This window comes from Streptomyces litchfieldiae (assembly GCF_031845365.1).
Lineage (GTDB): Bacteria > Actinomycetota > Actinomycetes > Streptomycetales > Streptomycetaceae > Streptomyces > Streptomyces litchfieldiae.
This window is the reverse complement of record NZ_JAVREL010000031.1, coordinates 55,434-77,239: the sequence shown is the minus strand read 5'-3', so window position 1 is coordinate 77,239 and position 21,806 is coordinate 55,434. Positions and strand designations below refer to the sequence as shown.

Sequence of the window (21,806 nt, the reverse complement as noted above, 5' to 3'; positions counted from 1 at the left end):
TCAACTCCATCGCGGCCGAGTACGCCGCCGCCCCCCCCCCCCACCCCCCTGCGGCGCCATGGCGGACCGGAGGGGAGAATCCCGGAATGAAGATCGGCGCGCGCGCACTCAACCGGGCCACGCTCGGCAGGCAATTGCTCCTCGGGCGCGTACCGTTGGGCGCCGCCGACGCGGTGCGCCGGGTAGTCGCCCTCCAGGCCCAGCACCCCGCGTCTCCGTACCTCGCCTTGTGGAACCGGCTGGCCGACTTCGACCCGGCCCAGCTCGACGCCGCCTTCGCCGACCGCACCGTCGTCAAGTCCAACGCGGTGCGGATGACGCTGCACGCCGTCCACATCGACGACTACCGGGCGTTCCGGGAGGCGACCGAGCCCTCGCTGCGGGCCGCCAAGCTCGGCGGCCGGTTCGCCGCCGCCGGGCTGACCGTCCAGGACGCCCACGCGCTCGTTCCCGAGCTGCTGGACTTCACCCGCCGGCCCCGGACGGCCGCCGAGTGCGCGGCATGGCTCACCGAGCGACGCGGCTCCGACGAGCCGGGAGCGTGGTGGGGGCTGCGGCAGTACGCGCCGTTGTGGCGGGTACCCACCGGCGAGGCCTGGTCGTTCGGCACCCGGCCGTCCTATGTCACGCCGGCCTCCCGGCCGGTGCTCGCGGATCCGGACGTGTCCGCCGAGGCCCTGCAGGCGATGCTCCTGCGCTACCTGACGGGCTTCGGGCCGGCCTCGGTCGCGGACATGGCGCAGTTCGCGTTGGTCCAGCGAGGACGGGTCAGGTCGGCGGTGCGGGCGCTCGCCGACATCCTGGAGCAACTGGCCGGACCGGACGGCGAGACGCTGTACGACATCCCCGGCGCGCCCCGGCCGGACGAGGACACCCCCGCCCCGCCCAGACTCCTGGGGATGTGGGAGAGCATCCTGCTGGCCTACGCCGACCGCGGCCGGGTGATCCCACCCGAGTACCGCTCGCATGTGACCCGCGCCAACGGCGATGTGCTGCCGACCCTCCTCATCGATGGCTACGTTGCCGGCGTGTGGCGCCCGGTCGAGGGAGGAATCGAGGCGACGGCCTTTCACCCCCTGCCGGACGAGACCTGGGCCGGGCTGGCCACGGAGGCCCGGTCGCTGGCGGCCCTCCTGGCCGGGCGCGAACCGCAGGTCTACCGCCGCTACACGCACTGGTGGGCCAAACTACCCAGCGCCGAGGACCGCGTGCTGTCTGCCTGAGCCCGGGCCGCCCCGCGCCGGGTGCGGCCCGGGGCGGCTACCGTGGGTGAGCCTCAGCCGGGACCATGCAACTCTCCGGAGCCCCTCGGTGTTCTTCCCAGTGATGGACGAGATGGCCGAGCAGTTGACGGACCTCCTTGCCATGGATCTCGACGGCGGTTTCACCGAGCTGGTCAGGATCCACGGGACGGCGGTGCACGCGTTCCTGTTCCGGGTGTCCGGCTCGGCCGCCGACGCCGACGACCTGGGCCAGGACACATTCCTGCGCGCCTACACGGCGCTTCAGGGATACGACCCCGAGCGGCGCCGGGCGCTGCGCCCCCGGGCGTGGTTGATGACCATCGCCGCCAACGTCTGGCGCAACCACGTGCGGACCGCCATACGCCGCCCCGTCGCGGCGGTGTCCGTGGATGAGACAGAGGACGGCTGGCCGGACGCCCGGCCGGGCCCCGAGGAGAGCGCGGCGACGTCGGAGGACCGGGACCGCCTGGTCGCGGCCCTGTCGGAGCTCCCCGAGATCCACCGGGTGCCCGTCGTGCTCCGGCACGTGATCGGCATGAGCTACGCGGAGGTGGCCGAGGTGCAGGGATGCCCGGTGGGGACGGCCAAGGCACAAGTCTCCAGAGGGCTCGGCAGCCTCCGACGGCTGCTGGCCCAAGATCATCGGTATGGGAGGTGACGAGATGAACGATCCGGACGGCATGGAGGAGGCCGGCGGCCTGCCGGGCCTCGCGGCGGCCCCCGCCCCGGGGGACTTCGCCCTGCGCGTGCTGCGGCACGTGGGCATCCCGCCGGAGCGCTACGACACATACGTCCGGCTCGGGACGCCGGCCGGCGGCCTCTTTGTGGCCGCGAGCCCGCATGCCGTGACCGGCGCGGCCCTGGCGGCGCCGGACCTGACAGCGACCGCGTTCGAGGTGCGGCACCGCTCGCGCACCGGCCGCTCGGCGATAGGTGCCCCCCGGCCCTTCTCCGGCGTGGTCCCCGCGCTGCGCACCGGGCGTGCCGCGCGGCTGCCCATCGACCTGACCGGACTGACCGAGGCGGAGCGCCGGGTGCTCCAGGCCGTGCGGGCCATCCCCGCCGGGCAGTTGCGCCCGGTCTCGTGGATCGCACGGGAGGCCGACCGGCCCGCCGTGGACGTCGTGCCCGCCCTCACGCACAACCCGGTGGCCGTGCTGATCCCCTGCCACCGCGCGACACACGACAACGGGCGGCCATGCGACGCCGGTTACCCACCGGAGATCGGCGACGCCCTGCGCCGGTCGGAGGGCATCGACACACGGCGCATGGCCGAACTGTCCGCGGCCGGCGCGGCGTTCCTGGGCAGCGACACCACACACATCTACTGCCACCCCACATGCGCCCATGCACGCCGCATCACCCCGGCGCACCGGGTGCCGTTCCGGACGGCGCGGGACGCCCGCCAGGCGGGCTTCCGCGCCTGCAAGAGCTGCCGGCCGCTCACCAGTTGACTCGGCCGGCCGACCAAGGAGGCAGATCTCATGCGGACACAGCGGGCGGTCCTGACCGCCCACCGGACGGCGGTCGGACCGATGGTCCTCGCCGTCACCGACGAGGCCCTCGTGTACTGCGGCTTCGACACGATCGAGAGCGCCGGGCAGCGCGTCGCCCGTGCCGGGCTCCGGAGCGCCGGGACCGCTGACGCCACACCCCCGGAGACGAAGATCCTCGACGAGACCCGCGCGCAGCTCGACGGCTATCTCGCCGGCCGGACGCGAGACTTCTCGCTCCCGCTGGATCTCCGGCTCGCCACGGCCCTCAGCCGCACCACGGTGTCGGCCCTCGGCCGGTTCGTCCCCTACGGCCGGACCGCCACCTATGGGGAGCTCGCCAGGGCCCTGGGCCGGCCCGGCGCCGCCCGGGCAGTCGGCACCGCCCTCGGCGCCAATCCGCTGTGCGTCGTGCTGCCCTGCCACCGCGTTCTCGCCTCCGGCGGACGGATCTCCGGCTACGCGGGCGGCGTCGAGGCCAAGCGGTTCCTGCTGGAGCTCGAAGGGCGTGCCTCGTGATCGACTGGCCCGCCGTCACCGAGGAGCTGGACGCCGAGGGCGTGGCGCTCACCGGCCCGCTGCTGACGCCGGACGGCTGCGCGGAGATCCGGGAGCTGTTCGACCGCCGGGAGCACTTCCGCAGCACGGTTCACATGGCCGCCCACCGCTTCGGCGAGGGCGTCTACCGCTACTTCCGCGCCCCTCTCCACCCCGTCGTCGCCGACCTGCGCGAACGGCTCTACCCGCCGCTGGCCGGCATAGCCAACGCGTGGGCGGCCCGGCTGGGGGAGGAGGGCTTTCCGGAGCGGCACGCCGAACTGCTGGACCGGTGTGCCGCCGCCGGCCAGCACCGGCCGACCCCGCTGCTGCTGCGCTACGGGCGCGGCGGATACAACTGCCTGCACCAGGACGTCTACGGCGAGCTGACGTTTCCGCTCCAGGTGGCCATCATGCTGGACCGGCCGGACCAGGACTTCACCGGCGGCGAGAGCGTCTTCGTGGAGCAGCGCCCCCGGGCGCAGTCCCGGCCCATCGTGCGGCGCCCGGGGCAGGGCCAGGGAATGATCTTCACGGTGCGGCACCGGCCCGTGCGGTCCGCGCGGGGCTGGAGCCGGGTGGCGCTGCGGCACGGCGTCTCCGCGGTGCACGGCGGAGCGCGGCACGTGCTCGGGATCATCTTTCACGACGCGCGCTGAAACGACGAGCCGGCCGCCCGACGTGCACCGGGTGCCGCCGTCCACCGGCGGCAATTGGACACCGAGGCCGGACGCCAGCCGGGCCGCGCCGGGAGCCGCCCGGTGGCGACCTCCTAGGCTGGCCGGATGCGGGATCACTATGTGACGGTGGCCGGCGAGGGTGTGCACGAGACCGAGGTCAGCCGGTCGCGTTTCCTGTGCGCCCTCGCCCCGGCGGCCACCGAGGAGGAGGCGCAGGCGTTCATCGCCGGTGTCCGGGCCCTGCACCCCACGGCCAGCCACCACTGCTACGCCTATGTCATCAATGCCGACGCCGGTGTGCAGAAGAGCAGCGACGACGGCGAGCCGGGCGGCACGGCCGGGGTGCCGATGCTCCAGATGCTGCTGCGGCGCGAGATTCGGTACGCCGTGGCCGTGGTCACGCGGTACTTCGGCGGCACCAAGCTCGGGGCCGGCGGGCTGATCCGGGCGTACGGCGGCGCGGTCGGGGAGGCGCTGGACGCGCTGGGCACCGTCACCCGGCGCCGGCTGCGGCTCGCCGTGATCACCACCGACCACCAGCGGGCGGGGCGGCTGGAGAATGATCTCCGGGCCACCGGGCGGTCGGTTCGCGAGGTGACCTACGGTACGGACGTCACCATCGAGATCGGGCTGCCGGAGGCCGACGTCGAGGGCTTCGCCGCGTGGCTGGCCGGCGCCACCGCGGGCGCCGCCCGGCTGGAGCTCGGCGGCGAGACATACGGGCCGACTTGAGGCCCAGGACGGTCCGGGACGGTCCGGCGGCCGGTGGAATAGCGGCGCCGGGGGCCGCGTTGCAGAGCAGTAGTTGAACAATCAACTAGCGAGGTGGGTATCATGCAGTTCGGGATCTTCACCGTCGGTGACGTCACCACCGACCCGACCACCGGCCGGACGCCGAGCGAGCACGAGCGGATCAAGGCCATGGTGGCGATCGCGCTGAAGGCCGAGGAGGTCGGCCTCGACGTCTTCGCCACCGGCGAGCACCACAACCCGCCCTTCGTGCCCTCCTCGCCGACGACCATGCTGGGCTGGATCGCCGCCCGCACCGAGCGGCTGCTGCTGTCCACCGCGACGACGCTGATCACCACCAACGACCCGGTGAAGATCGCCGAGGACTACGCGATGCTCCAGCACCTGGCCGACGGCCGCGTCGACCTCATGATGGGCCGCGGGAACACGGGCCCGGTCTATCCGTGGTTCGGCCAGGACATCCGCCAGGGCATCCCGCTGGCCATCGAGAACTACGCGCTGCTGCACAAGCTGTGGCGCGAGGACGTCGTCGACTGGGAGGGCCGTTTCCGCACCGCGCTCCAGGGCTTCACCTCCACCCCGCGCCCGCTGGACGGCGTGCCGCCGTTCGTCTGGCACGGCTCCATCCGCAGCCCCGAGATCGCCGAGCAGGCCGCGTACTACGGCGACGGCTTCTTCGCCAACCACATCTTCTGGCCCACCGATCACTTCCAGCGCCTGATCGGTCTCTACCGCGAGCGGTACGCGCACTACGGCCACGGCACCCCCGAGCAGGCCATCGTCGGGCTGGGCGGCCAGGTGTTCATGCGGAAGAACTCCCAGGACGCGGTCCACGAGTTCCGCCCGTACTTCGACAACGCCCCGGTCTACGGCCACGGCCCGTCGCTGGAGGAGTTCACCGCGCAGACCCCGCTGACGGTGGGCAGCCCCCAGGAGGTCATCGAGAAGACCCTCACCTTCCGCGAGCACTTCGGCGACTACCAGCGCCAGTTGTTCCTCATGGACCATGCGGGACTGCCGCTGAAGACCGTGCTGGAGCAGCTCGACATCCTCGGCGAGGAGGTCGTCCCCGTGCTGCGCGAGGAGTTCGCCAAGAACCGCCCCGCCGGGGTCCCCGACGCGCCGACCCACGCCGCCCGCGTGGCCGCCGCCCGGCAGGATCCCGCCGCCGCCGGATCGCCCACCGCCTGACCCGCCGAACAGCGGCGCCCCGCAACACCGAGAACGGAGAGCACGATGACGACACACAGGCTCGCGGTGGTCACGGCCGGCCTCGGCCGGCCCTCCGCCACCCGGCTGCTGGCCGACCGGCTGACCGAGGCGACCGGCCGTCAGTTGGCCGACGGAGGCCGGGAGTCCGCGCCGATGGTGATAGAGCTGCGCGAGCTGGCCACCGACATAGCGGCCCACCTCGTCACCGGTTTCCCGGCCCCCGCGCTGCGCGACGCCATCGAGGCGGTCGGCGACGCGGACGGCGTCATCGCCGTCACCCCCGTCTTCGCCGCCTCCTACAGCGGGCTGTTCAAGTCGTTCTTCGATCTGCTCGACCCCGACGCGCTCACCGGAACGCCCGTCCTCATCGCCGCCACCGGCGGCACCGCTCGGCACTCCCTCGCCCTGGAGCACGCGATGCGCCCCCTGTTCGCCTACCTGCACGCCACCGTCGTGCCCACGGCGGTGTTCGCCGCGGCCGAGGACTGGGGCACCGGCGCCGACGCCCGCACCGCCACTCTGCCCGCCCGGATCGACCGCGCCGCGGCCGAGTTCGCCGCCCTGCTCCCGGCGGGTCGGCCGGGCAGGCCCACGCGGCAGGCGGAGACGGTCGTCCCCTTCGCCGAGCAACTGGCCGCCCTGCGGCCGGACTGAGGCCACCGCCCCACGCCCGGTCGGCAACCTTCCGCCCGGCGGCGGCGACTTCCCAGGGGCCAGCCCACGTTACGAGAACGGAGCCCCCACATGCGCCGTGTGCCGCCCCCCGAGCCCCGACGCCGCCGCCGACACCGAGTCCTCGTCGCCGTACCCCTGGCCCTGACCGCCCCCCTGCTGGCGGCCGGGCCATCCGGCTGGCCCGGCGGCGAGCCCGCCCACGCCGCGCCGCTCCCCGCCGCCCGGCCCGCCGCGGCCGACATCACCGTCGCCCAGGACGGCAGCGGCGACCACACCACCGTGCAGGCCGCCATCGACGCCGTCCCCGCCGGCAACGACGCCCCCGTCACCATCGACGTCGCCCCCGGCACCTACCGCGAGCTGGTGCACATCCCCGCCGACAAGCCGCACATCCGCCTCACCGGCACCGGCGACGGGCCCGAGGACGTGACGATCGTCTACGACAACTCGGCGGGCACCGCCAAGCCCGGCGGCGGCACCTACGGCACCAGCGGCAGCGCCACGTTCATGGCCGACGCCGACGACTTCCAGGCCCGCAACCTCACGTTCGCCAACGACTTCGACGAGATCGCCCACGCCGACCAGTCCGGCCACCAGGCCGTGGCCCTGCGCACCCGCGGCGACCGGATCCTGCTGGAGAACGTCGTGGCCGAGGGCGACCAGGACACGCTGCTGCTCGACTCCGCAGCCAAGGGCGTGGTGGGCCGGATCCTGGTCACCGACTCCACCATCCGCGGCAACGTCGACTTCATCTTCGGCCGGGCCTCCGCCGTCATCACCGACTCCGTCATCGAGGTCACCCGCCGCCCCGACGGCTCCTCGTCCGGATACGTCACCGCGCCCTCGACCGCGGCCGGCACCCCCGGCTTCCTCATCACCGACAGCGTCATCACCGGCGACGTCAGCGACCGCACCTACTACCTCGGCCGCCCCTGGCACGCGGGCGGCGACGCCGCCCTCGACCCGCAGACCGTCGTCCGCGACACCGAACTCAGCGCCGCCGTGCGGCAGACGCCCTGGACCGACATGAGCGGCTTCCCCTGGGAGGAGGACCGGTTCGCCGAGTACCACAACACCGGCCCCGGCGCCGGCCCGGAGAGCGCGGACCGGCCGCACCTCACCGACGCCGAGGCCGCCGCGTACGAACGAGCCGACTGGTTCGGCGACTGGACCCCGTAGCCACCGGGCACCGCACTCCCGCCCCGCCCGCTGTCCGACCCCGGTGGCACACTGAGCACCGTGATCGCCGGGGGAGACCCCGGCCGGGAGTCGAAGTACGGCGGAAGGGGCGGGAGTGCGGTGAGGTTCCTGCACACCTCCGACTGGCACCTGGGCCGCGGCCTCCACCGCGTCAGCCTGCTGGACGCCCAGGCCGCGTTCCTCGACCACCTCGTCACCACCGCGCGCGAGGAGCGGGCCGAGGCCGTCCTCGTGGCCGGCGACATCTACGACCGGGCCGTTCCGCCGCTGTCCGCCGTCGAGTTGTTCGACGACGCCCTGCACCGGCTCGCCGCCCTGGGCGTCCCCACCGTCATGATCTCCGGCAACCACGACTCCCCGCGCCGCCTGGGCGTCGGCGCCGGGCTCATCGGCCGCGCCGGCATCCACCTGCGCACCGACCCGGCCGGCTGCGCCACGCCCGTCGTCCTCGCCGACCGCCACGGCGACGTCGCCGTCTACGGCCTGCCCTACCTCGAACCGGCCCTGGTCCGCGACGAGTTCGCCGTGCCGACCGCCGGGCACGCCGCCGTCCTGGGCGCCGCCATGGACCGCGTCCGCGCCGACCTCGCGACCCGGCCCGCCGGCACCCGCTCGGTCGTCCTCGCGCACGCCTTCGTCACCGGCGGCACGCCCTCCGACAGCGAGCGGGACATCACCGTCGGCGGCGCCGCGGCCGTGCCCGCCGCCGTCTTCGCCGGCGTCGACTACGCCGCCCTCGGCCACCTGCACGGCTGCCAGAGCATCAACGACCGCGTGCGGTACTCCGGTTCACCGCTGGCCTACTCCTTCTCCGAGGCCGCGCACCGCAAGACGATGTGGCTGGTCGACCTCGGCGCCGACGGCGGCGTCACCGCGGAACGGATCGACTGCCCGGTGCCCCGCCCGCTCGCCCGCGTCCGGGGCCACCTGGAGACGCTGCTCAGCGATCCCGCGCTCGCCGCGCACGAGACCGCCTGGGTCGAGGCGACCCTCACCGACCCCACCCGCCCCGAGGACCCCATGGCCCGCCTCGCCGCCCGTTTCCCCCACATCCTCAGCCTCGCCTTCGAGCCCGACCGGCCGCCCACCGCGCCCGCCACCTACGCCCAGCGGCTGCGCGGCCGCGCCGACCAGGAGATCGCCGAGGACTTCGTCACCCACGTCCGCGGCGGCCGGACGCCGGACGAGCGGGAACGGGCCGCCCTGCGCGCCGCGCTGGACGCCGCCCGCGGCCAGGGGGCGTGACCGTTGCGGCTCCACCGGCTCACCCTCACCGCCTTCGGACCCTTCGGCGGCTCCCAGCGGATCGACTTCGACCGGCTCTCCGCCGCCGGCCTGTTCCTTCTCCACGGCCCCACCGGCGCCGGCAAGACCTCCATCCTGGACGCCGTCTGCTACGCCCTCTACGCCTCGGTCCCCGGCGCCCGGCAGGGCAGCGCCATCGCGCTGCGCAGCGACCACGCCGACCCCGGCACCCCCACCGAGGTCGTGCTCGAACTGACCCTGGGCGAGCGGCGCCTGGAGATCACCCGCCGCCCCGAGCAGGAGCGCCGCAAACGGCGCGGCACCGGCACCACCCGCGACCGGGCCCGCAGCCTGCTGCGCGAGCACGACGCGGCCACCGGCACCTGGCGCGCCCTCAGCCACTCCCACCAGGAGATCGGCGAGGAGCTCGGCCGGCTGCTCGGCATGAGCCGGGACCAGTTCTGCCAGGTCGTCCTGCTGCCCCAGGGCGACTTCGCCCGCTTCCTGCGGGCCGGCGCCGAGGACCGCGCCAAGCTGCTCGGGCGGCTGTTCGACACCCGGCGGTTCGCCGCCGCCGAGACCCACCTCGCCGAGCTGCGCGCCGCCGCCGTTCAGCGCGTCCGGGCCGGCGACGAGCGGCTGCTTGCCACCGCCCACCGCATCCAGCAGGCCGCCGCCCCACTGCCGGGCGAGCCCGCCGGCCCCGGGGACGCCGCCCCCGGCGACCCCGACCTCGCCGACCTCGTTCTCGAAAGGGCGGCGCAGGCGCGGTGCACCGCGCGGGAGCGCCACGCCATCGCGGCCGGTGCCCTCGCCGCCGCGGAGGCCGCGCACGCTCGCGCCCGGCGCCACCACGAGGACACCGCTGAATGGGCCCGCCTCCAGGACGACGAGCGGGACGCCCACCGCCGCGCCGAGGCCCTGGCCGCCGAGCGGCCCGAGCGCGAGTCCGCCCGCGCCCGGCTGGCCCGAGCCCGCGCCGCCGACACCGTCGCCCCGACCCTGGGCCTGCGCGACGCGGCCGAGGCCGAGCACCGCGCCGCCGCCGAGGCCGAACGGGAAGCCCGCGCCGGCCTCACCGACGAGCCGGCCGACGCCCCGGCCGCCGCGCTCGCCGAGCGGGAACGCGCCACCCGGGAGCGGCTCGGCGCCCTCACCGCGGCCCGCGCCGCCGGAGACCGCGCCCGCGCGATCGCCGCCGAGCTCACCCGGCTCACCGCCGAGGCCGCCGCCGACGAGACCCGGCTCGCCGACGCCGAACGGCGCCTGGCGCCCTGGCCCGAGGAGCAGGAGCGGCTGCGGGAGCGCGTTGAGCACGCCACTGGCGCAGCCGCGCGCGCCGCGCACACCGCCGCCCTGCTCGAACCGGCCGAGCACCGCCTCGCCGCTGCCCGGCGCCGCGACGAGCTGGCCGGCGACCTGAGCGCCGCCGAGGAGGACCTGCTCGTCGCCCGCGAGCGCGCGGCCGACGCGTACGCGCACTGGCTCGACCTCAAGGAGCGCCGGCTGCACGGCATCGCCGCCGAACTCGCCGCCGGCCTGCGCGCCGGCGAGCCCTGCGCCGTCTGCGGCTCGCCCGACCACCCCCGGCCGGCCCGCGCCGCCACCGGCCATGTCGACCGCGCCGCCGAGGAGGCCGCCCTCGCCGCCCACCGGGCCGCCGAGGACCGCCGCGCCGCCGCCGACCAGCGGCTCGCCGCCGTCCGCGCCGACCACGCCGTCGCGGCGGCGACGGCCGGCGACGCCCGCACCGCCGACCTCGCCGAGGCGGCCGGGGCGCTGCGCGAGGAGCTGGCCGGCGCCCGCGGGGCCGCCGCCGACGAGCCCGCCGCCCGCGCCGCCCTGGCCGCCGCCGAGCGGGACCACGAGGCGCTGCTCGCCCTCCGCCAGGACCTCCAGCGCCGCGCCGCCGCCCGCACCTCCCGGCGCGAGGTGCTGCACGCCGAACACGCCGCCCTGCAAGGGGAGATCGACCGCGCCCGGGCCGGCGCCGCCGATGTCGCCGAGCGCGCCGCCGGCCTCGCCCGCCGCGCCGACGCCCTGGCCGCCGCCACCGCCGCGGCCCGCGCCGCCGAGGAGACCGCCGACCGGCTCAAACAGGCCGACGCCCGCGCCGCCGACGCCGCCTACCGCGCCGGGTTCGACACCCCGCGCGCCGCCGCCGAGGCCCTGCTCGACCCGGCGCGGCAGCGCGCCCTCCAGGACCGGCTCGACGCCTGGGCGGCCGAGGAGACGGCCATCGCCGCCGTCCTGGCCGACCCCCGCGTCACGGCCGCCGCCGCCCTGCCCGCCGCCGACCCCGGCGCCGCCGAGGCCGATCTGGCCGCCGCCACCCGGCGGTTGCGCGCCGCCTCCGCCGCCGAGGCCGCCGCCGGGACCCGCGTCGCCGAGCTCGACCACCTGTCCGCCCGCGCCGCCGCCGAGGCCGCCGCGCTCGCCCCGCTGCGCGCCGAGAGCCGGCACATCACCCGCCTCGCCGGCCTGACCGCCGGCACCTCGCCGGAGAACGAGTACCGCATGCGGCTGGAGACCTATGTGCTCGCCGCCCGGCTCGAACAGGTCGCCGCCGTCGCCAGCGTCCGCCTGCACCGCATGTCCGCCGGCCGCTACGCCCTGATCCACTCCGACGCCCGGACCGGCCGGGCCCGTTCGGGCCTGGGCCTGCACGTGATGGACGCCTGGACCGGCCGCGCCCGGGACACCGCGACGCTCTCCGGCGGCGAGTCGTTCTTCGTCTCCCTCGCGCTGGCCCTCGGCCTGGCCGACGTGGTCGCGGAGGAGGCGGGCGGTCAGCGGCTGGACACCCTCTTCATCGACGAGGGCTTCGGCAGCCTGGACGAGCAGTCCCTCGACGAGGTGCTGGACGTGCTCGACGCGCTGCGCGAGCGGAGCCGCAGCGTCGCCATCGTCAGCCACGTCCCCGACCTGCGCGGCCGCATCCCCGCCCAGTTGGATGTGATCAAGACCCGGCGCGGCTCGACGGTCCGCCACCGGACCGCTCAGCCGGGCCCGTGAGCGGGCGCCCCGTCAGTGGCGAGGAGTACACCACGCTCGTCGTCACCGAGCCCAGCCCGGCGATCCGCCCGGTGACCTCCTCCAGGTGCCGCATGGAACGGGCCGCCACCTTCAGCACGAAGCAGTCGTCGCCCGTCACGTGGTGCGCCTCCAGGATCTCCGGGGTGGAATCCAGCAGGTCGTGGAACGGCCGGTAGTTGCCGTGCGGATAGCGCAGCCGCACGAACGCGAGCACCGGCAGCCCGACCCGTTCCGGATCCACGACCGCGGTGTACTGGGAGATCACCCGGGCCTCTTCCAGCCGCCGCACGCGCTCGGTCACGGCGCTGGCCGACATGTTCACGGTGCGGGCCAGTTCGGCGTAGCCGACCCGGCCGTTCGCCTGCAACGCCGCGAGCAGCCGCCAGTCGGTGGCGTCCGGGGAATACTCGGTCATGGCCACTGTCTAACAGGTGATTCCACGGCGGATCAAGCCGGACGCCGGGGAAGACGCCTTCTGCGGGTGCGGCGCGGCCCATAGATTTTCAGCCATGACAGCCATGACAGCGATGACAGCCATGACGGCGACGACGGAGACAACAGCGACGACCACCCCGGCCGCGGTGCGGCACATCGCCGAACCGGCCGCCGCAGCCGAGTACTTCGCGGCACGCCTGGCGTTCCACACGGACGTGACCGACGTCCACGCCGCCCTGCACGGCGGGAACCCCGGGTTCGTCCTGGTCGACTCCCGCTCCACCGAGGCCTGGGATCAGGGGCACATCCCCGGCGCCGTCCACCTGCCCACCGCCCGGATCCCCGAGCTGGCGCCGCGCCTGCTGGACCCCGAAGTGCCGGTCGTCACCTACTGCTGGGGCCCCGGCTGCGACGGCGCGACCCGCTCCGCGCTCGCCCTGGCCCGGCACGGCTACCGGGTCAAGGAGATGCTGGGCGGCATCGAGTACTGGATCCGCGAGGGCTTCACCGTGGAAACGGCGGACGGCCCCCGCCGCACCGACGCCGACCCGCTGGTCGCCCCCGTCGCGGCGGCCTCCTGCGGTTGCTGAACACCGCGGCTGCCGAACACCACGGACCGGGGCGGCGGGCGTACGAACGGGCCCGCCGCCCGCGCGTCACAGGACCGACAGTTCCGCCACCAGGTCGTCGAGCCCCAGCGACCCCTGGGAGAGCGCCGCCATGTGCCACTTCTTGGCGTCGAACGCGGCGCCGTGCGCCTGCCGGGCCGCCTCCCGGCCGCGCAGCCAGGCCCGTTCGCCCAGCTTGTAGCCGATGGCCTGGCCCGGCATCCCCAGGTAGCGCACCAGCTCGCTCTCCACGACGTCCGCCGGGCGCCCGTTGTGCCGCCCGAAGAACTCCTGCGCCAGCGCCGGCGTCCAGCGCTCGCCCGGGTGGAAGGGGGAGTCCCCGGGTATCTCCAGCTCCAGGTGCATCCCGATGTCGATGATGACCCGCACCGCGCGCATCATCTGGCAGTCCAGATAGCCCAGCCGCCGCTCGGCGTTGTAGAGGAAGCCCAGCTCGTCCATGAGCCGCTCCGCGTAGAGCGCCCAGCCCTCGGCGTTGGCGCTGACCATGCCCACGGTCGTCTGGTAACGGGACAGGTCGTCGGCAACATGCGCCCACTGCGCCAGTTGCAGATGGTGGCCCGGCACCCCCTCGTGGTACCAGGTGGAGACCAGGTCGTACACGGGGAAACGGGTCTGGCCCAGCGTCGGCAGCCAGGTGCGGCCCGGCCGGGAGAAGTCCAGCGAGGGGCCCGTGTAGTAGGGCGCCGCCGCGCTGCCGGCCGGCGCGATCATCGACTCCACGCGCTTGACGCGGTCGGCCAGTTCGAAGTGGGTGCCGTCCAGCGCCTCGATCGCGTCGTCCATCAGCCGCTGGAGCCAGGCCCGGACCTCCTCGACGCCCTCGACGGCCTCGCCCTCGGTGTCCAGATGCCGCAGCGCCTCCCACGGCGTGGCGCCCGGCAGGATCTTCTCGGCCTCCGCCTGCATCTCGGCGTACAGTCGGTGGAACTCCGCCCAGCCGTAGGCGTAGGCGTCGTCCAGATCCAGGTCCGTGCCGTTCCAGTACCGCACCCAGCGGGCGTACCGCTCCCGGCCCACGATCTCCGGGGCGCCCTCGACGGTCGGCGCGTACGTGTCGCGCAGCCAGTCCCGCAGCAGCGCGACGCTTTCCGTCGCCTGCCCGGCTGCCGCGTCCAGCTCGGCCCGCTGCGCCGCCGGCCCGCCTGCCACGAAGCCACCGAACCAGCCGCCGTCCCCGGAGCCCACCCACTCGCCCAACTGCCCGATGACCGTGGCCACCTGACGCGGCCCGGCGGGCAGCGAACGGCCGATCCCCTCGGCCAGCGACGCCCGGTACCCGGCCAGCGCGTCCGGCACCGCGCGCAACCGCCGGCCCAGCGCCGCCCAGTCCTCGTCCGTGCCGGTCGGACTGATGGTGAACGCCTCCCGGACCGCGTGCACGGGGGAGTGCAGGTTGCTCACGGCACGCAGTGGTTCGCCCGCCTCGTGCACCGCGAGTTCGGCGGTCAGCCGCTCGCGGAGCAGCCGGGCGCAGCGCCGCTCGGCGTCGCTGTCGGCGCCGGGCAGCGCCTCACCCGCGGGCAGGGCCCGGAGAGTTCGGCGCGCCAGGTCGGCCACGGCCTCCTGGCCGTCGGGGGAGAAGTCGGGCAGGCGGTCGGCGCTGCCGGGAACACCCAGGAACGTACCGGTGATCGGGTCGAGCTCGACCAGCGCGTCGACATGTGAGTCGGCGAGCCGGCGGGGGAGCTGGGCATGTGGGTCATCTGACATGGACCCATCCTGATACGCGGGACGGGATTCGTCACCACCGGGCCGGGCCGTGCAGGGCCGCCGACGGCTGGGCGCCGCGCCCGCCCGCCGGGCTCAGCCGCGCGGTGAGCACCAACGCCCCTTCCTCCGCCCGGTGTTCGACCGGCAGCCCGGTCGCGCGCAGCACCGCGGCCATGCCCGCGTTCGAGGTCCGGGTGACCGCGTACACCGTTTCGCGGCCGTCCCGTTCGGCGAGGCCGATCAGTTCGCGCAGCACGGCGGAGCCCACGCCGCGCCGCTGCCAGGCGTCCTCCACCAGCAGCGCCACCTCCGACTCCTCGCCGTCCCACAGCAGATGGCCGAGCGCCACGAGTTGACCGGCGCCCGTCTCGGCCACCACGCTGCGCCCGTGCCGGGGGCTCAGCAGATGCCGCAGATAGCTGTCGGCCTCCGCCACCGGGCCGTGGTAGCGGCCGGCCAGGGTGCCCGGCGAGCACCGCCCGTGCAGCGCCAGCGCCGCCTCCAGGTCGGCGGGCCCGGCCGCCCGCAGCACCAGCCCATCGCACCCCGCGACCCGCACTGTCACCCGCGGCGGCGCGAGCTCGTTCCGCGGTGCCGCCGGCGGGCAGGGGCGGCCCGCGTGGTAGCCGCCCTCGCCTTTCCGGAACTGGAGGCGGGGGAATCGAGTCGAACCGTGCGATGAGTCGGAGTCAGCCATGGGAGCACTCTCGCCCCCCGTTATTGCGTGATCACGAACGCTCTGTGACCGAACGGTAAAGGGGGCTACGCGGGAAATGCGCCCTTCGTGACGCGTGGGGCGCCGGACGACTCACCAGCCGCCCGCGACAGCAGCCGCATCGCCCGCCGGATCGCTCCCGGGCCCAGGTGCGCGTACCCGAGCACGAGCCGCACCCGGCCGTCGGCCGGGGCCGTGCCGCCGAAGTCCGTCAACGGCCGCAGCGCCACCCCGGCCGCGGCAGCCCGGGCGAGGAACCGCTCCTGCGGCCCGAAGCGTTCGGGCAGCGTCACGATCGCGTGCAGCCCGGCCGCGATCCCCGTCACCGCCGCGCCCGGACACCACTCGGCCAGCGCGGCCACCAGCGCGTCCCGCCGCTCCCGGTAGGCGCGCTGGCAGCGCCGCAACTGCCGGTCGTACTCCCCGCTCGCCACGAAATCCGCGAACAGCGCCTGATCCAGCACCGGATGCCCCAGATCCATCAGCCGCTTGCGCTCCACCACCTCGCCGAGCAGCCGTTCCGGCACGACCAGCCAGCCCAGCCGCAGCCCCGGCGCCAGCGACTTGCTCACCGAGCCGGTGTACGCGACCCGTTCCGGATCCAGCCCCTGAAGCGCTCCCACCGGCGCCCGGTCGAAGCGGAACTCCCCGTCGTAGTCGTCCTCCACCAGCAGCCCGTCCAGCTCCCGCGCCCAGGCCAGCAACTCCCGCCGCCGGGCAGGCGGATACACGATGCCCGTCGGGAACTGGTGCGCCGGGGTCACCACCGCCGCCCGCGCCCCGGAGGCGGCCAGCTCCCGGAGCACCAGCCCCGACCCGTCCACCGGCACCCGCACCGTGCCCGTCCCCGCCGCCGTGAACAGCTCCTCGTGCGGCGGGCTGCCCGGCGCCTCCACCGCCACCGGCCCCCGGCCGCGCAGCACCACGCCCAGCAGCGTCAGCGCCTGCGCCACCCCCGAGCACACCAGCAGCCGGTCCGCGTCCACCACCACCCCGCGCCGCCGCGCCAGCAGCGCGGCCAGCGCCCGGCGCAGCTCCGGCAGCCCGCGCGGATCCGGGTAGCCGAGGCCCCGGTGCGGCAGCGCGGCCAGCGCTCGGCGGTGCGCCGCGGCCCACGCCGCGCGCGGGAACAGCGCCAGGTCCGGCGTCCCCGGCCGGAAGTCCGCCACCGGCTCGCCCCCGCGGCCGTCGCCGTCCCCGGCCGGCGCGCCCGCCGGCCGCGCGATCTCGCACACCCAGGTGCCCGCGCCCCGGCCGCTGCGCAGATACCCCTCGGCCGTCAGTTGCTCGTACGCCCGGGTCACCAGGCCGCGCGACACCCCGAGATCCGCGGCCAGTTCACGGCTGGCGGGCAGCCGGGTGCCGCCGGCCAGCCGCCCGGACCGCACCGCGTCCCGCAGCCCCGCCTGCAACTCCCGCCCCCGCCGCCGGGGCGCCGCCGTGGCCACCCCCGCCAGCAACTCCCAGGCCGGCGTGCCGCGCCCACCGGGATTGGTCCCCGTATTCGCCATGGGATTGGACCTTAACGGGCGCCAACCGTCTTTCTAGCCTCGCCCCATGACTTTCCCGCACCACCGTGGTGCCCTGCTCGCCGCCGTCGCCTGCGTCCTGGTCGGCGCCTCGTTCACCGCGAACGGCGTCCTGGTGGACTACCCGCACGCCGGCGGCCAGGCGGTGCGCTACGGCCTGGCCTGTCTGCTCCTGCTGCCCGCGGTGGCCCGCGGCGCCGCCGCGCCGCTGCGCGCCCTCGCCCCCCGGCAGTGGCTGCGGCTCGCGCTGCTCGCCGCCGTCGGCATGGTCGGCTTCAACCTCGCCGTCCTCGCCGCCGAGCGCACCGCCGAACCGGCCGTGCCCGGCGTCCTCGTCGGCTGCGCCCCCGTCGTCGTCGCCGTGCTCGTCCCCGCCCTCGACGGGCGCCGCCCCCGCCGGGCGGTGCTCGCCGGCGCCCTGGCCGTCGCCGCCGGCGCGTTCGTCATCCAGGGCTGGGGTGCCACCGACGCCACCGGGCTCGCCTGGTCGGTGGCCGCGCTCGGTGGCGAGGTGGGGTTCGCCGTGCTCGCCGTTCCCCTGGTGCGGCCGCTGGGGCCGCTGCTGCTGACCGCCGTCGTCTGCGGCGTCGCCGCCGCCGAGGCCGCGCTGCTCGGCCTCGCCCTGGACGGCGCCGGCTGGCTGCGCGCCCCGGCGCCCGACGAGGCCGCCGCACTGGCGTGGCAGGCGGTCGTCGTGACCGTGGTCGGCTTCCTGTGCTGGTACGCCGGCATCCAGCGCATCGGGACCGAACGGGCCACGCTCTTCTCGGGGTTGATCCCCGTCTCCGCCGCGCTCACCGCGCCGCTGGCCGGCCAGGGCGCGCTGCGCGCCGCCGCGCTCGCCGGCAGCCTCCTCGTCGCGGCCGGGGTGGCGCTGGGCACCGGCCTGCTCACCGCGCGCGCCCGCCGGGACGGCCCGGGCGGGGACGGCCCCGCGCGACTGGACACACCGCGGGCCGCTCGGGTGGGATGACCAAGTGGCACATGACGCGGACGACAAGGCCCTGGCCGTTTTCGAGGAGTACCGCTCCGCCCTGTTCGGCGTGGCCTACCGCATGCTCGGCCGCGTCACGGACGCCGAGGACATCGTCCAGGAGGCGTGGCTGCGCTGGTCCGGCGCGCACCGCGACGGCGTCCGGGACCCGCGCGCCTACCTGGTGCGCGTCGTCACCCGCCTCGCCATCGACCGGCTGCGCCAGCACGCCGCCCGCCGCGAGACGTACGTCGGCCCCTGGCTGCCCGAGCCGCTGCCCACCGACCGGGCGCTCGCCGGGCTGGGGGCCACCCCGGACGGGGCGGACCGCGCCGTGCTGGCCGACACCGTCTCCTACGCCGTCCTGCTGGTGATGGAGACGCTGTCCCCGCTGGAGCGCGCGGTGTTCGTGCTGCGCGAGGCGTTCGGCCTGCCCTACTCCGAGATCGCCGCCGCGCTGGGCCGGGACCAGCCCGCGGTCCGCCAGCTCGCCGGCCGCGCCCGGCGCCACATGAGCGAACGCCGCCCGCGGTTCACCGTGGACGCCGGGGAACGCCGCGACCTCACCGAACGGTTCCTCGCCGCCGCGCTGGAGGGCGACATGGACGGGCTGATGTCCCTGCTGGCCGCCGACGTCAGCCTCGTCGGCGACAGCGGCGGCCGGGCCAAGGCCCCGCTGCGCGTCATCGAGGGCGCCGACAAGGTGAGCCGGTTCGGCCTGGGCATTGCCAAGCAGGCGCCCCCGGCCGCCGATTACCACTTCATGGACTTCAACGGCGCCCCCACGCTGCTGGTCTTCAGCCACGGCCGCCCGCACAGCGTCTTCATGCTGGGCGTCGCCGACGGCTTGGTGCGACGGGTGTACCTGGTGACGAACCCGGAGAAGCTGGCGCACCTCGCGCCCCCGGTCTAAAGGCCGCCGGTCACCCGCAGGACGGCGCCCGTGGTGTACGACGCCTCGGGGGAGAGCAGCCACGCGACGGCGCCCGCGATCTCCTCCGGGTGGCCGGGGCGGCGCATCGGGACCCGGTCCGGGTTGCGCCAGGGCCGTTCCGGGTCGCCCATCGTGGCGTGCATGTCGGTGAGGATCATGCCGGGCTGCACCGAGTTCACCCGGACCCCGTCCGGCGCCAGCTCCTTGGACAGCCCCACCGTCATGGCGTCCACCGCCGCCTTCGTCGCCGCGTAGTGGACATACTCCCCGGGGCTGCCCAGCGTGGCCGCGCCGGAGGAGATGTTGACGATGGCGCCGCCCGCGCCGCCGTACCGCGTGGACATCTCCCGCGCCGCGCGCCGCGCGCACAGCAGCGTGCCCAGCACGTTGACCGCCACCACGCGGCGCATCTCGTCCGTGGCGGTCTCGGTGAACCGGCCCAGCGGCCCGGTCACTCCAGCGTTGTTCACCAGGGCGGTGAACGGCCCGAACGTCTCCATCGCCGTGTCGAACAGCCGGTGCACCTGGTCCTCTTCGGCGACGTCCACCCGCACGGGGAGGGCCGCCCGGCCCGCGGCCCGCACCTGATCGGCGACGCGCGCGGCGGCGTCCGCGTCCGCGGCGTAGCCGATGACCACGTCGTGGCCGGCCTCGGCCAGCCGCACGGCGATGGCCGCCCCGATGCCGCGGCTGCCGCCCGTGATCACGGTGACGTTCCGCTCCGGCCGGGGCAATTCGGCCCGGTGTTCCCGCTGTTCCGTATCTGTTTTCGATGGCACGGGCCGACCCTACGCCCCCCGGATTGGTCTTGACCAAGCCACTCCCTCGGCCTAGGGTCCCTACATACGCAACAACCTTTCATAATGGTGCCGCGACACCCGGCGACCGCCGGCGGACGGGGAGGCAAGGGTGGGGACCACTCAGCTCGGCGAGCAGCAGCCCGAGCCCAAGTACTGGCATCTCAAGACGGTGCTGTCCCAGGCGCTCGACACGGAGTTCTCCGTCGGCCAGGCCCTGCCGAACGAACGCGAGCTCGCCGCCCGGTTCGGCGTCGCCCGCGCCACGCTGCGGCAGGCCCTGGACCAGCTCGAGCTGGAGGGCCGCCTCCAGCGCCGCCGCGGCGTGGGCACCACCGTGGCGCCCCCGCGCGTCGGCGTGGACGTCAGCCCCCGGCAGCACACCTGGCCTGGCGCTCCCGGCGACACGTGGGTCGCCACCGACTGCGTCCGGGTGTCCCCGCCGCCCGCCGTCGCCCGGCTTCTGGGCGTGCCGCCCGAGGAGCCGGTGGAGACCGTGCTGCGCGGCCTGATCACCCAGGGCCAGTCCGTCGCCGTCGAGCACCTGTACATCCCGTCCGTCGTGCTGCCCGCCCCGGACGGCCGCGTGCCCGCCGCCGGCGGCGACCGGGCCCGCGAGGTCCTGGCGCGGCTGCGGCGCCTGGAGCCGGGCGGCCAGGACCGGGCCGTGGAGCTCGGCTCGGCCGGCGCGGAGGAGGCCCGCAGCCTCGATCGGCTGCCCGGCTCCCCGGTGCTGATCGTCACCACCCGGTATGTCGCCGCCGGCCGCACCGTGGCCGCGTCGGTCGCCACCTACCGGGCCGACACCTGCCGCCTCACCTTCGGCAACCAGGCGCCGCTCTCGCTCACGGCGCGCTGAGGTCCCGGCCGGGCACGGCGAACAGCTCGGCCTCCACCCGGTCCAGCGCCAGCCGCAGCGCGCCCGTGGCCACGGCCGCGCCGCCCAGCGCCGAGGCCACCACCCGCGGCGTGCGCAGGCAGTACCGTGCCAGCTCCCGCCGCACCGGCTCCACCACCCCGTCCAGTCCCGCCGCCCAGCCGCCGATCACCACCAGCTCTGGATCCAGCGCCAGCACCAGCGCGGCCACGTCGTGCACCAGCCGCTCCACGAACCGCGCCACCGCGTCCCCGGCCCGCCGGTCGCCCGCCCGCGCCGCCGCGAACACCCGCGCCACCGCCTGCTCGTCCAGCGGGACCAGCGGCTCGTCCGAGGTGGACAGCAGCCGCTCCGGCCTCGCCTGCCGGCCCAGCAGGTGCAGCGCCCCGATCTCCCCGGCCGCCCCGCCGTGCCCTCGGTGCAGCCGCCCCCCGATCAGCGACCCCGCGCCCGGGCTCAGCCCGGCCAGCACCATCACCACGTCGTCCGCGCCGACCGCCGCGCCCACCCAGCGCTCGGCGAGCACGGCGGCGTTCGCGTCGTTCTCCACCAGCACCGGACAGCCGAACGACTCCCGCAGCCGCGCGCCCAGCGGCAGGCCCGTCCACCCGGGCAGCGCCGTGCACAGCCGCACCGTCCCGTCCGCCGCCACGATCCCCGGGCTGCCCACGCCCACGGCCCGCAGGGTGCCCGCGTCCACCGCGTTGCCCTCGAGCAGTTCGGCCACCACCGCGTCCAGCTTCGCCAGCCGCTCGGCCGCGGGCGCCGCCGTGTCCACATCGTGCGCCACCGTGCCCAGCCGCCGTCCCGACAGGTCCCCGAGCACAGCCGCGACCCGGCGCGGCCCGACCTCGACGCCCAGCAGCCGCCCCGCCTCCGCGCGGAACCGGAACCTGCGCGCCGGGCGCCCCGGACGCCGCTCCCCGGCCGCACCGGTCTCCGCGACCAGACCCGCCTCGCCCAGGCCCTCCAGCACGCCCTCCACCGTGGGCCGGGACAGCCCCGTCACCCGGGCCAGATCGGTCAGCGAGCAGGACGGCTCCGCCTCCCGCAGCGCCCGCAGCACCACCGCGGAGTTGATCTTGCGCAGCAGCGAGGGATCACCGCCCGTGAGACTCCCCACCATCCGCCT

At 75.7% G+C, this 21,806-nt stretch carries 20 protein-coding genes and 1 pseudogene; 15 read left to right on the top strand and 6 right to left on the bottom strand.

What is annotated here, in order from left to right:
• The first annotated feature begins 86 nt into the window (after positions 1 to 86).
• From RM590_RS33275 to RM590_RS33225, 11 genes and pseudogenes are all read left to right on the top strand, one after another.
• Positions 87 to 1,223 carry a winged helix DNA-binding domain-containing protein gene (locus tag RM590_RS33275; protein ID WP_311708524.1) on the top strand — a complete coding sequence of 379 codons (1,137 nt, stop codon included), beginning with the start codon at positions 87 to 89 and terminating at the stop codon, positions 1,221 to 1,223.
• Between the two features lie 103 nt (positions 1,224 to 1,326).
• Positions 1,327 to 1,902 (top strand): RNA polymerase sigma factor, encoded by a 576-nt coding sequence (locus RM590_RS33270; RefSeq protein ID WP_394814026.1) that lies wholly within the window; start codon positions 1,327 to 1,329, stop codon positions 1,900 to 1,902.
• Between the two features lie 4 nt (positions 1,903 to 1,906).
• Complete coding sequence (locus RM590_RS33265) at positions 1,907 to 2,698, top strand: MGMT family protein (RefSeq protein ID WP_311708522.1); 792 nt, start codon at positions 1,907 to 1,909, stop codon at positions 2,696 to 2,698.
• 30 nt (positions 2,699 to 2,728) lie between these two features.
• Positions 2,729 to 3,256, top strand: a complete 528-nt coding sequence (locus RM590_RS33260; protein ID WP_311708521.1) for a methylated-DNA--[protein]-cysteine S-methyltransferase — start codon at positions 2,729 to 2,731, stop codon at positions 3,254 to 3,256.
• Positions 3,253 to 3,933, top strand: a complete 681-nt coding sequence (locus RM590_RS33255; RefSeq protein ID WP_311708520.1) for a 2OG-Fe(II) oxygenase — start codon at positions 3,253 to 3,255, stop codon at positions 3,931 to 3,933. Before RM590_RS33260 ends, RM590_RS33255 begins: the two co-directional genes overlap by 4 nt.
• Before the next feature lie 126 nt (positions 3,934 to 4,059).
• Positions 4,060 to 4,686, top strand: coding sequence for a YigZ family protein (locus RM590_RS33250; protein WP_311708519.1), 627 nt, complete (start codon positions 4,060 to 4,062; stop codon positions 4,684 to 4,686).
• A gap of 102 nt (positions 4,687 to 4,788) precedes the next feature.
• The gene (locus RM590_RS33245) at positions 4,789 to 5,895 is read left to right on the top strand and encodes an LLM class flavin-dependent oxidoreductase (RefSeq protein WP_311708518.1); all 1,107 of its coding nucleotides are present in this window, start codon (positions 4,789 to 4,791) and stop codon (positions 5,893 to 5,895) included.
• Positions 5,896 to 5,940: 45 nt separating this feature from the next.
• Positions 5,941 to 6,570 (top strand): FMN reductase, encoded by a 630-nt coding sequence (locus RM590_RS33240; RefSeq protein ID WP_311708517.1) that lies wholly within the window; start codon positions 5,941 to 5,943, stop codon positions 6,568 to 6,570.
• Between the two features lie 249 nt (positions 6,571 to 6,819).
• Positions 6,820 to 7,770: pseudogene (locus RM590_RS33235) on the top strand (pectinesterase family protein); the annotation flags it as partial.
• Positions 7,771 to 7,890: 120 nt separating this feature from the next.
• On the top strand, positions 7,891 to 9,036 hold the full coding sequence (locus RM590_RS33230; RefSeq protein ID WP_311708531.1) for an exonuclease SbcCD subunit D: 1,146 nt from the start codon (positions 7,891 to 7,893) through the stop codon (positions 9,034 to 9,036).
• A gap of 3 nt (positions 9,037 to 9,039) precedes the next feature.
• Entirely contained in the window at positions 9,040 to 12,051 is a 3,012-nt protein-coding gene (locus RM590_RS33225; protein WP_311708515.1) for an SMC family ATPase, read from the top strand.
• On the opposite strand, the gene RM590_RS33220 is transcribed toward RM590_RS33225, so the two are convergent.
• Entirely contained in the window at positions 11,996 to 12,487 is a 492-nt protein-coding gene (locus tag RM590_RS33220; protein WP_311708514.1) for an Lrp/AsnC family transcriptional regulator, read from the bottom strand. The two genes, RM590_RS33225 and RM590_RS33220, sit on opposite strands and share 56 nt — an antisense overlap.
• 121 nt (positions 12,488 to 12,608) lie before the next feature.
• Here RM590_RS33220 and RM590_RS33215 point away from each other — a divergent pair, with 121 nt between their 5' ends.
• Positions 12,609 to 13,097 carry a rhodanese-like domain-containing protein gene (locus tag RM590_RS33215; protein ID WP_311708530.1) on the top strand — a complete coding sequence of 163 codons (489 nt, stop codon included), beginning with the start codon at positions 12,609 to 12,611 and terminating at the stop codon, positions 13,095 to 13,097.
• Positions 13,098 to 13,163: 66 nt separating this feature from the next.
• Here RM590_RS33215 and RM590_RS33210 read toward each other — a convergent pair whose 3' ends face one another.
• From RM590_RS33210 to pdxR, 3 genes are all read right to left on the bottom strand, one after another.
• A complete protein-coding gene (locus tag RM590_RS33210; RefSeq protein WP_311708513.1) occupies positions 13,164 to 14,849 on the bottom strand; it encodes a DUF885 domain-containing protein in 1,686 nt (561 codons plus the stop codon).
• A 31-nt stretch (positions 14,850 to 14,880) separates the two neighbouring features.
• Positions 14,881 to 15,546 (bottom strand): GNAT family N-acetyltransferase, encoded by a 666-nt coding sequence (locus tag RM590_RS33205; protein ID WP_394814023.1) that lies wholly within the window; start codon positions 15,544 to 15,546, stop codon positions 14,881 to 14,883.
• A 65-nt stretch (positions 15,547 to 15,611) separates the two neighbouring features.
• Entirely contained in the window at positions 15,612 to 17,075 is a 1,464-nt protein-coding gene (gene pdxR, locus RM590_RS33200) for a MocR-like pyridoxine biosynthesis transcription factor PdxR (protein WP_311708512.1), read from the bottom strand.
• 46 nt (positions 17,076 to 17,121) lie between these two features.
• Between pdxR and RM590_RS33195 the strand changes: the two genes are divergently transcribed.
• Together RM590_RS33195 and sigJ are read left to right on the top strand one after the other, a co-directional pair.
• On the top strand, positions 17,122 to 18,066 hold the full coding sequence (locus tag RM590_RS33195) for a DMT family transporter (protein ID WP_311708511.1): 945 nt from the start codon (positions 17,122 to 17,124) through the stop codon (positions 18,064 to 18,066).
• 4 nt (positions 18,067 to 18,070) lie between these two features.
• Positions 18,071 to 18,979: an RNA polymerase sigma factor SigJ gene (gene sigJ / locus RM590_RS33190; protein ID WP_311708510.1), complete on the top strand. Its 909-nt coding sequence runs from the start codon at positions 18,071 to 18,073 to the stop codon at positions 18,977 to 18,979.
• On the opposite strand, the gene RM590_RS33185 is transcribed toward sigJ, so the two are convergent.
• A complete protein-coding gene (locus RM590_RS33185) occupies positions 18,976 to 19,734 on the bottom strand; it encodes a glucose 1-dehydrogenase (protein ID WP_311708529.1) in 759 nt (252 codons plus the stop codon). The two genes, sigJ and RM590_RS33185, sit on opposite strands and share 4 nt — an antisense overlap.
• A gap of 175 nt (positions 19,735 to 19,909) precedes the next feature.
• On the opposite strand from RM590_RS33185, the gene RM590_RS33180 reads away from it, so the two are divergent.
• Positions 19,910 to 20,656, top strand: a complete 747-nt coding sequence (locus tag RM590_RS33180) for a GntR family transcriptional regulator (protein ID WP_311708509.1) — start codon at positions 19,910 to 19,912, stop codon at positions 20,654 to 20,656.
• Here the strand turns inward: RM590_RS33180 and RM590_RS33175 are convergent.
• Positions 20,643 to 21,797 carry an ROK family transcriptional regulator gene (locus tag RM590_RS33175; RefSeq protein ID WP_311708528.1) on the bottom strand — a complete coding sequence of 385 codons (1,155 nt, stop codon included), beginning with the start codon at positions 21,795 to 21,797 and terminating at the stop codon, positions 20,643 to 20,645. The two genes, RM590_RS33180 and RM590_RS33175, sit on opposite strands and share 14 nt — an antisense overlap.
• Positions 21,798 to 21,806 lie beyond the last annotated feature (9 nt).

Bases quoted from the DNA above. Each gene is read 5' to 3' on its own strand.
- RM590_RS33245 (WP_311708518.1), top strand. From the start codon at position 4,789: ATGCAGTTCGGGATCTTCACCGTCGGTGACGTCACCACCGACCCGACC.
- RM590_RS33210 (WP_311708513.1), bottom strand. From the start codon at position 14,849: ATGTCAGATGACCCACATGCCCAGCTCCCCCGCCGGCTCGCCGACTCA.
- RM590_RS33270 (WP_394814026.1), top strand. From the start codon at position 1,327: ATGGACGAGATGGCCGAGCAGTTGACGGACCTCCTTGCCATGGATCTC.
- RM590_RS33240 (WP_311708517.1), top strand. From the start codon at position 5,941: ATGACGACACACAGGCTCGCGGTGGTCACGGCCGGCCTCGGCCGGCCC.
- RM590_RS33195 (WP_311708511.1), top strand. From the start codon at position 17,122: ATGACTTTCCCGCACCACCGTGGTGCCCTGCTCGCCGCCGTCGCCTGC.
- RM590_RS33265 (WP_311708522.1), top strand. From the start codon at position 1,907: ATGAACGATCCGGACGGCATGGAGGAGGCCGGCGGCCTGCCGGGCCTC.
- RM590_RS33205 (WP_394814023.1), bottom strand. From the start codon at position 15,546: ATGGCTGACTCCGACTCATCGCACGGTTCGACTCGATTCCCCCGCCTC.
- RM590_RS33260 (WP_311708521.1), top strand. From the start codon at position 2,729: ATGCGGACACAGCGGGCGGTCCTGACCGCCCACCGGACGGCGGTCGGA.
- RM590_RS33275 (WP_311708524.1), top strand. From the start codon at position 87: ATGAAGATCGGCGCGCGCGCACTCAACCGGGCCACGCTCGGCAGGCAA.
- RM590_RS33220 (WP_311708514.1), bottom strand. From the start codon at position 12,487: ATGACCGAGTATTCCCCGGACGCCACCGACTGGCGGCTGCTCGCGGCG.
- RM590_RS33250 (WP_311708519.1), top strand. From the start codon at position 4,060: ATGCGGGATCACTATGTGACGGTGGCCGGCGAGGGTGTGCACGAGACC.
- RM590_RS33215 (WP_311708530.1), top strand. From the start codon at position 12,609: ATGACGGCGACGACGGAGACAACAGCGACGACCACCCCGGCCGCGGTG.
- pdxR (WP_311708512.1), bottom strand. From the start codon at position 17,075: ATGGCGAATACGGGGACCAATCCCGGTGGGCGCGGCACGCCGGCCTGG.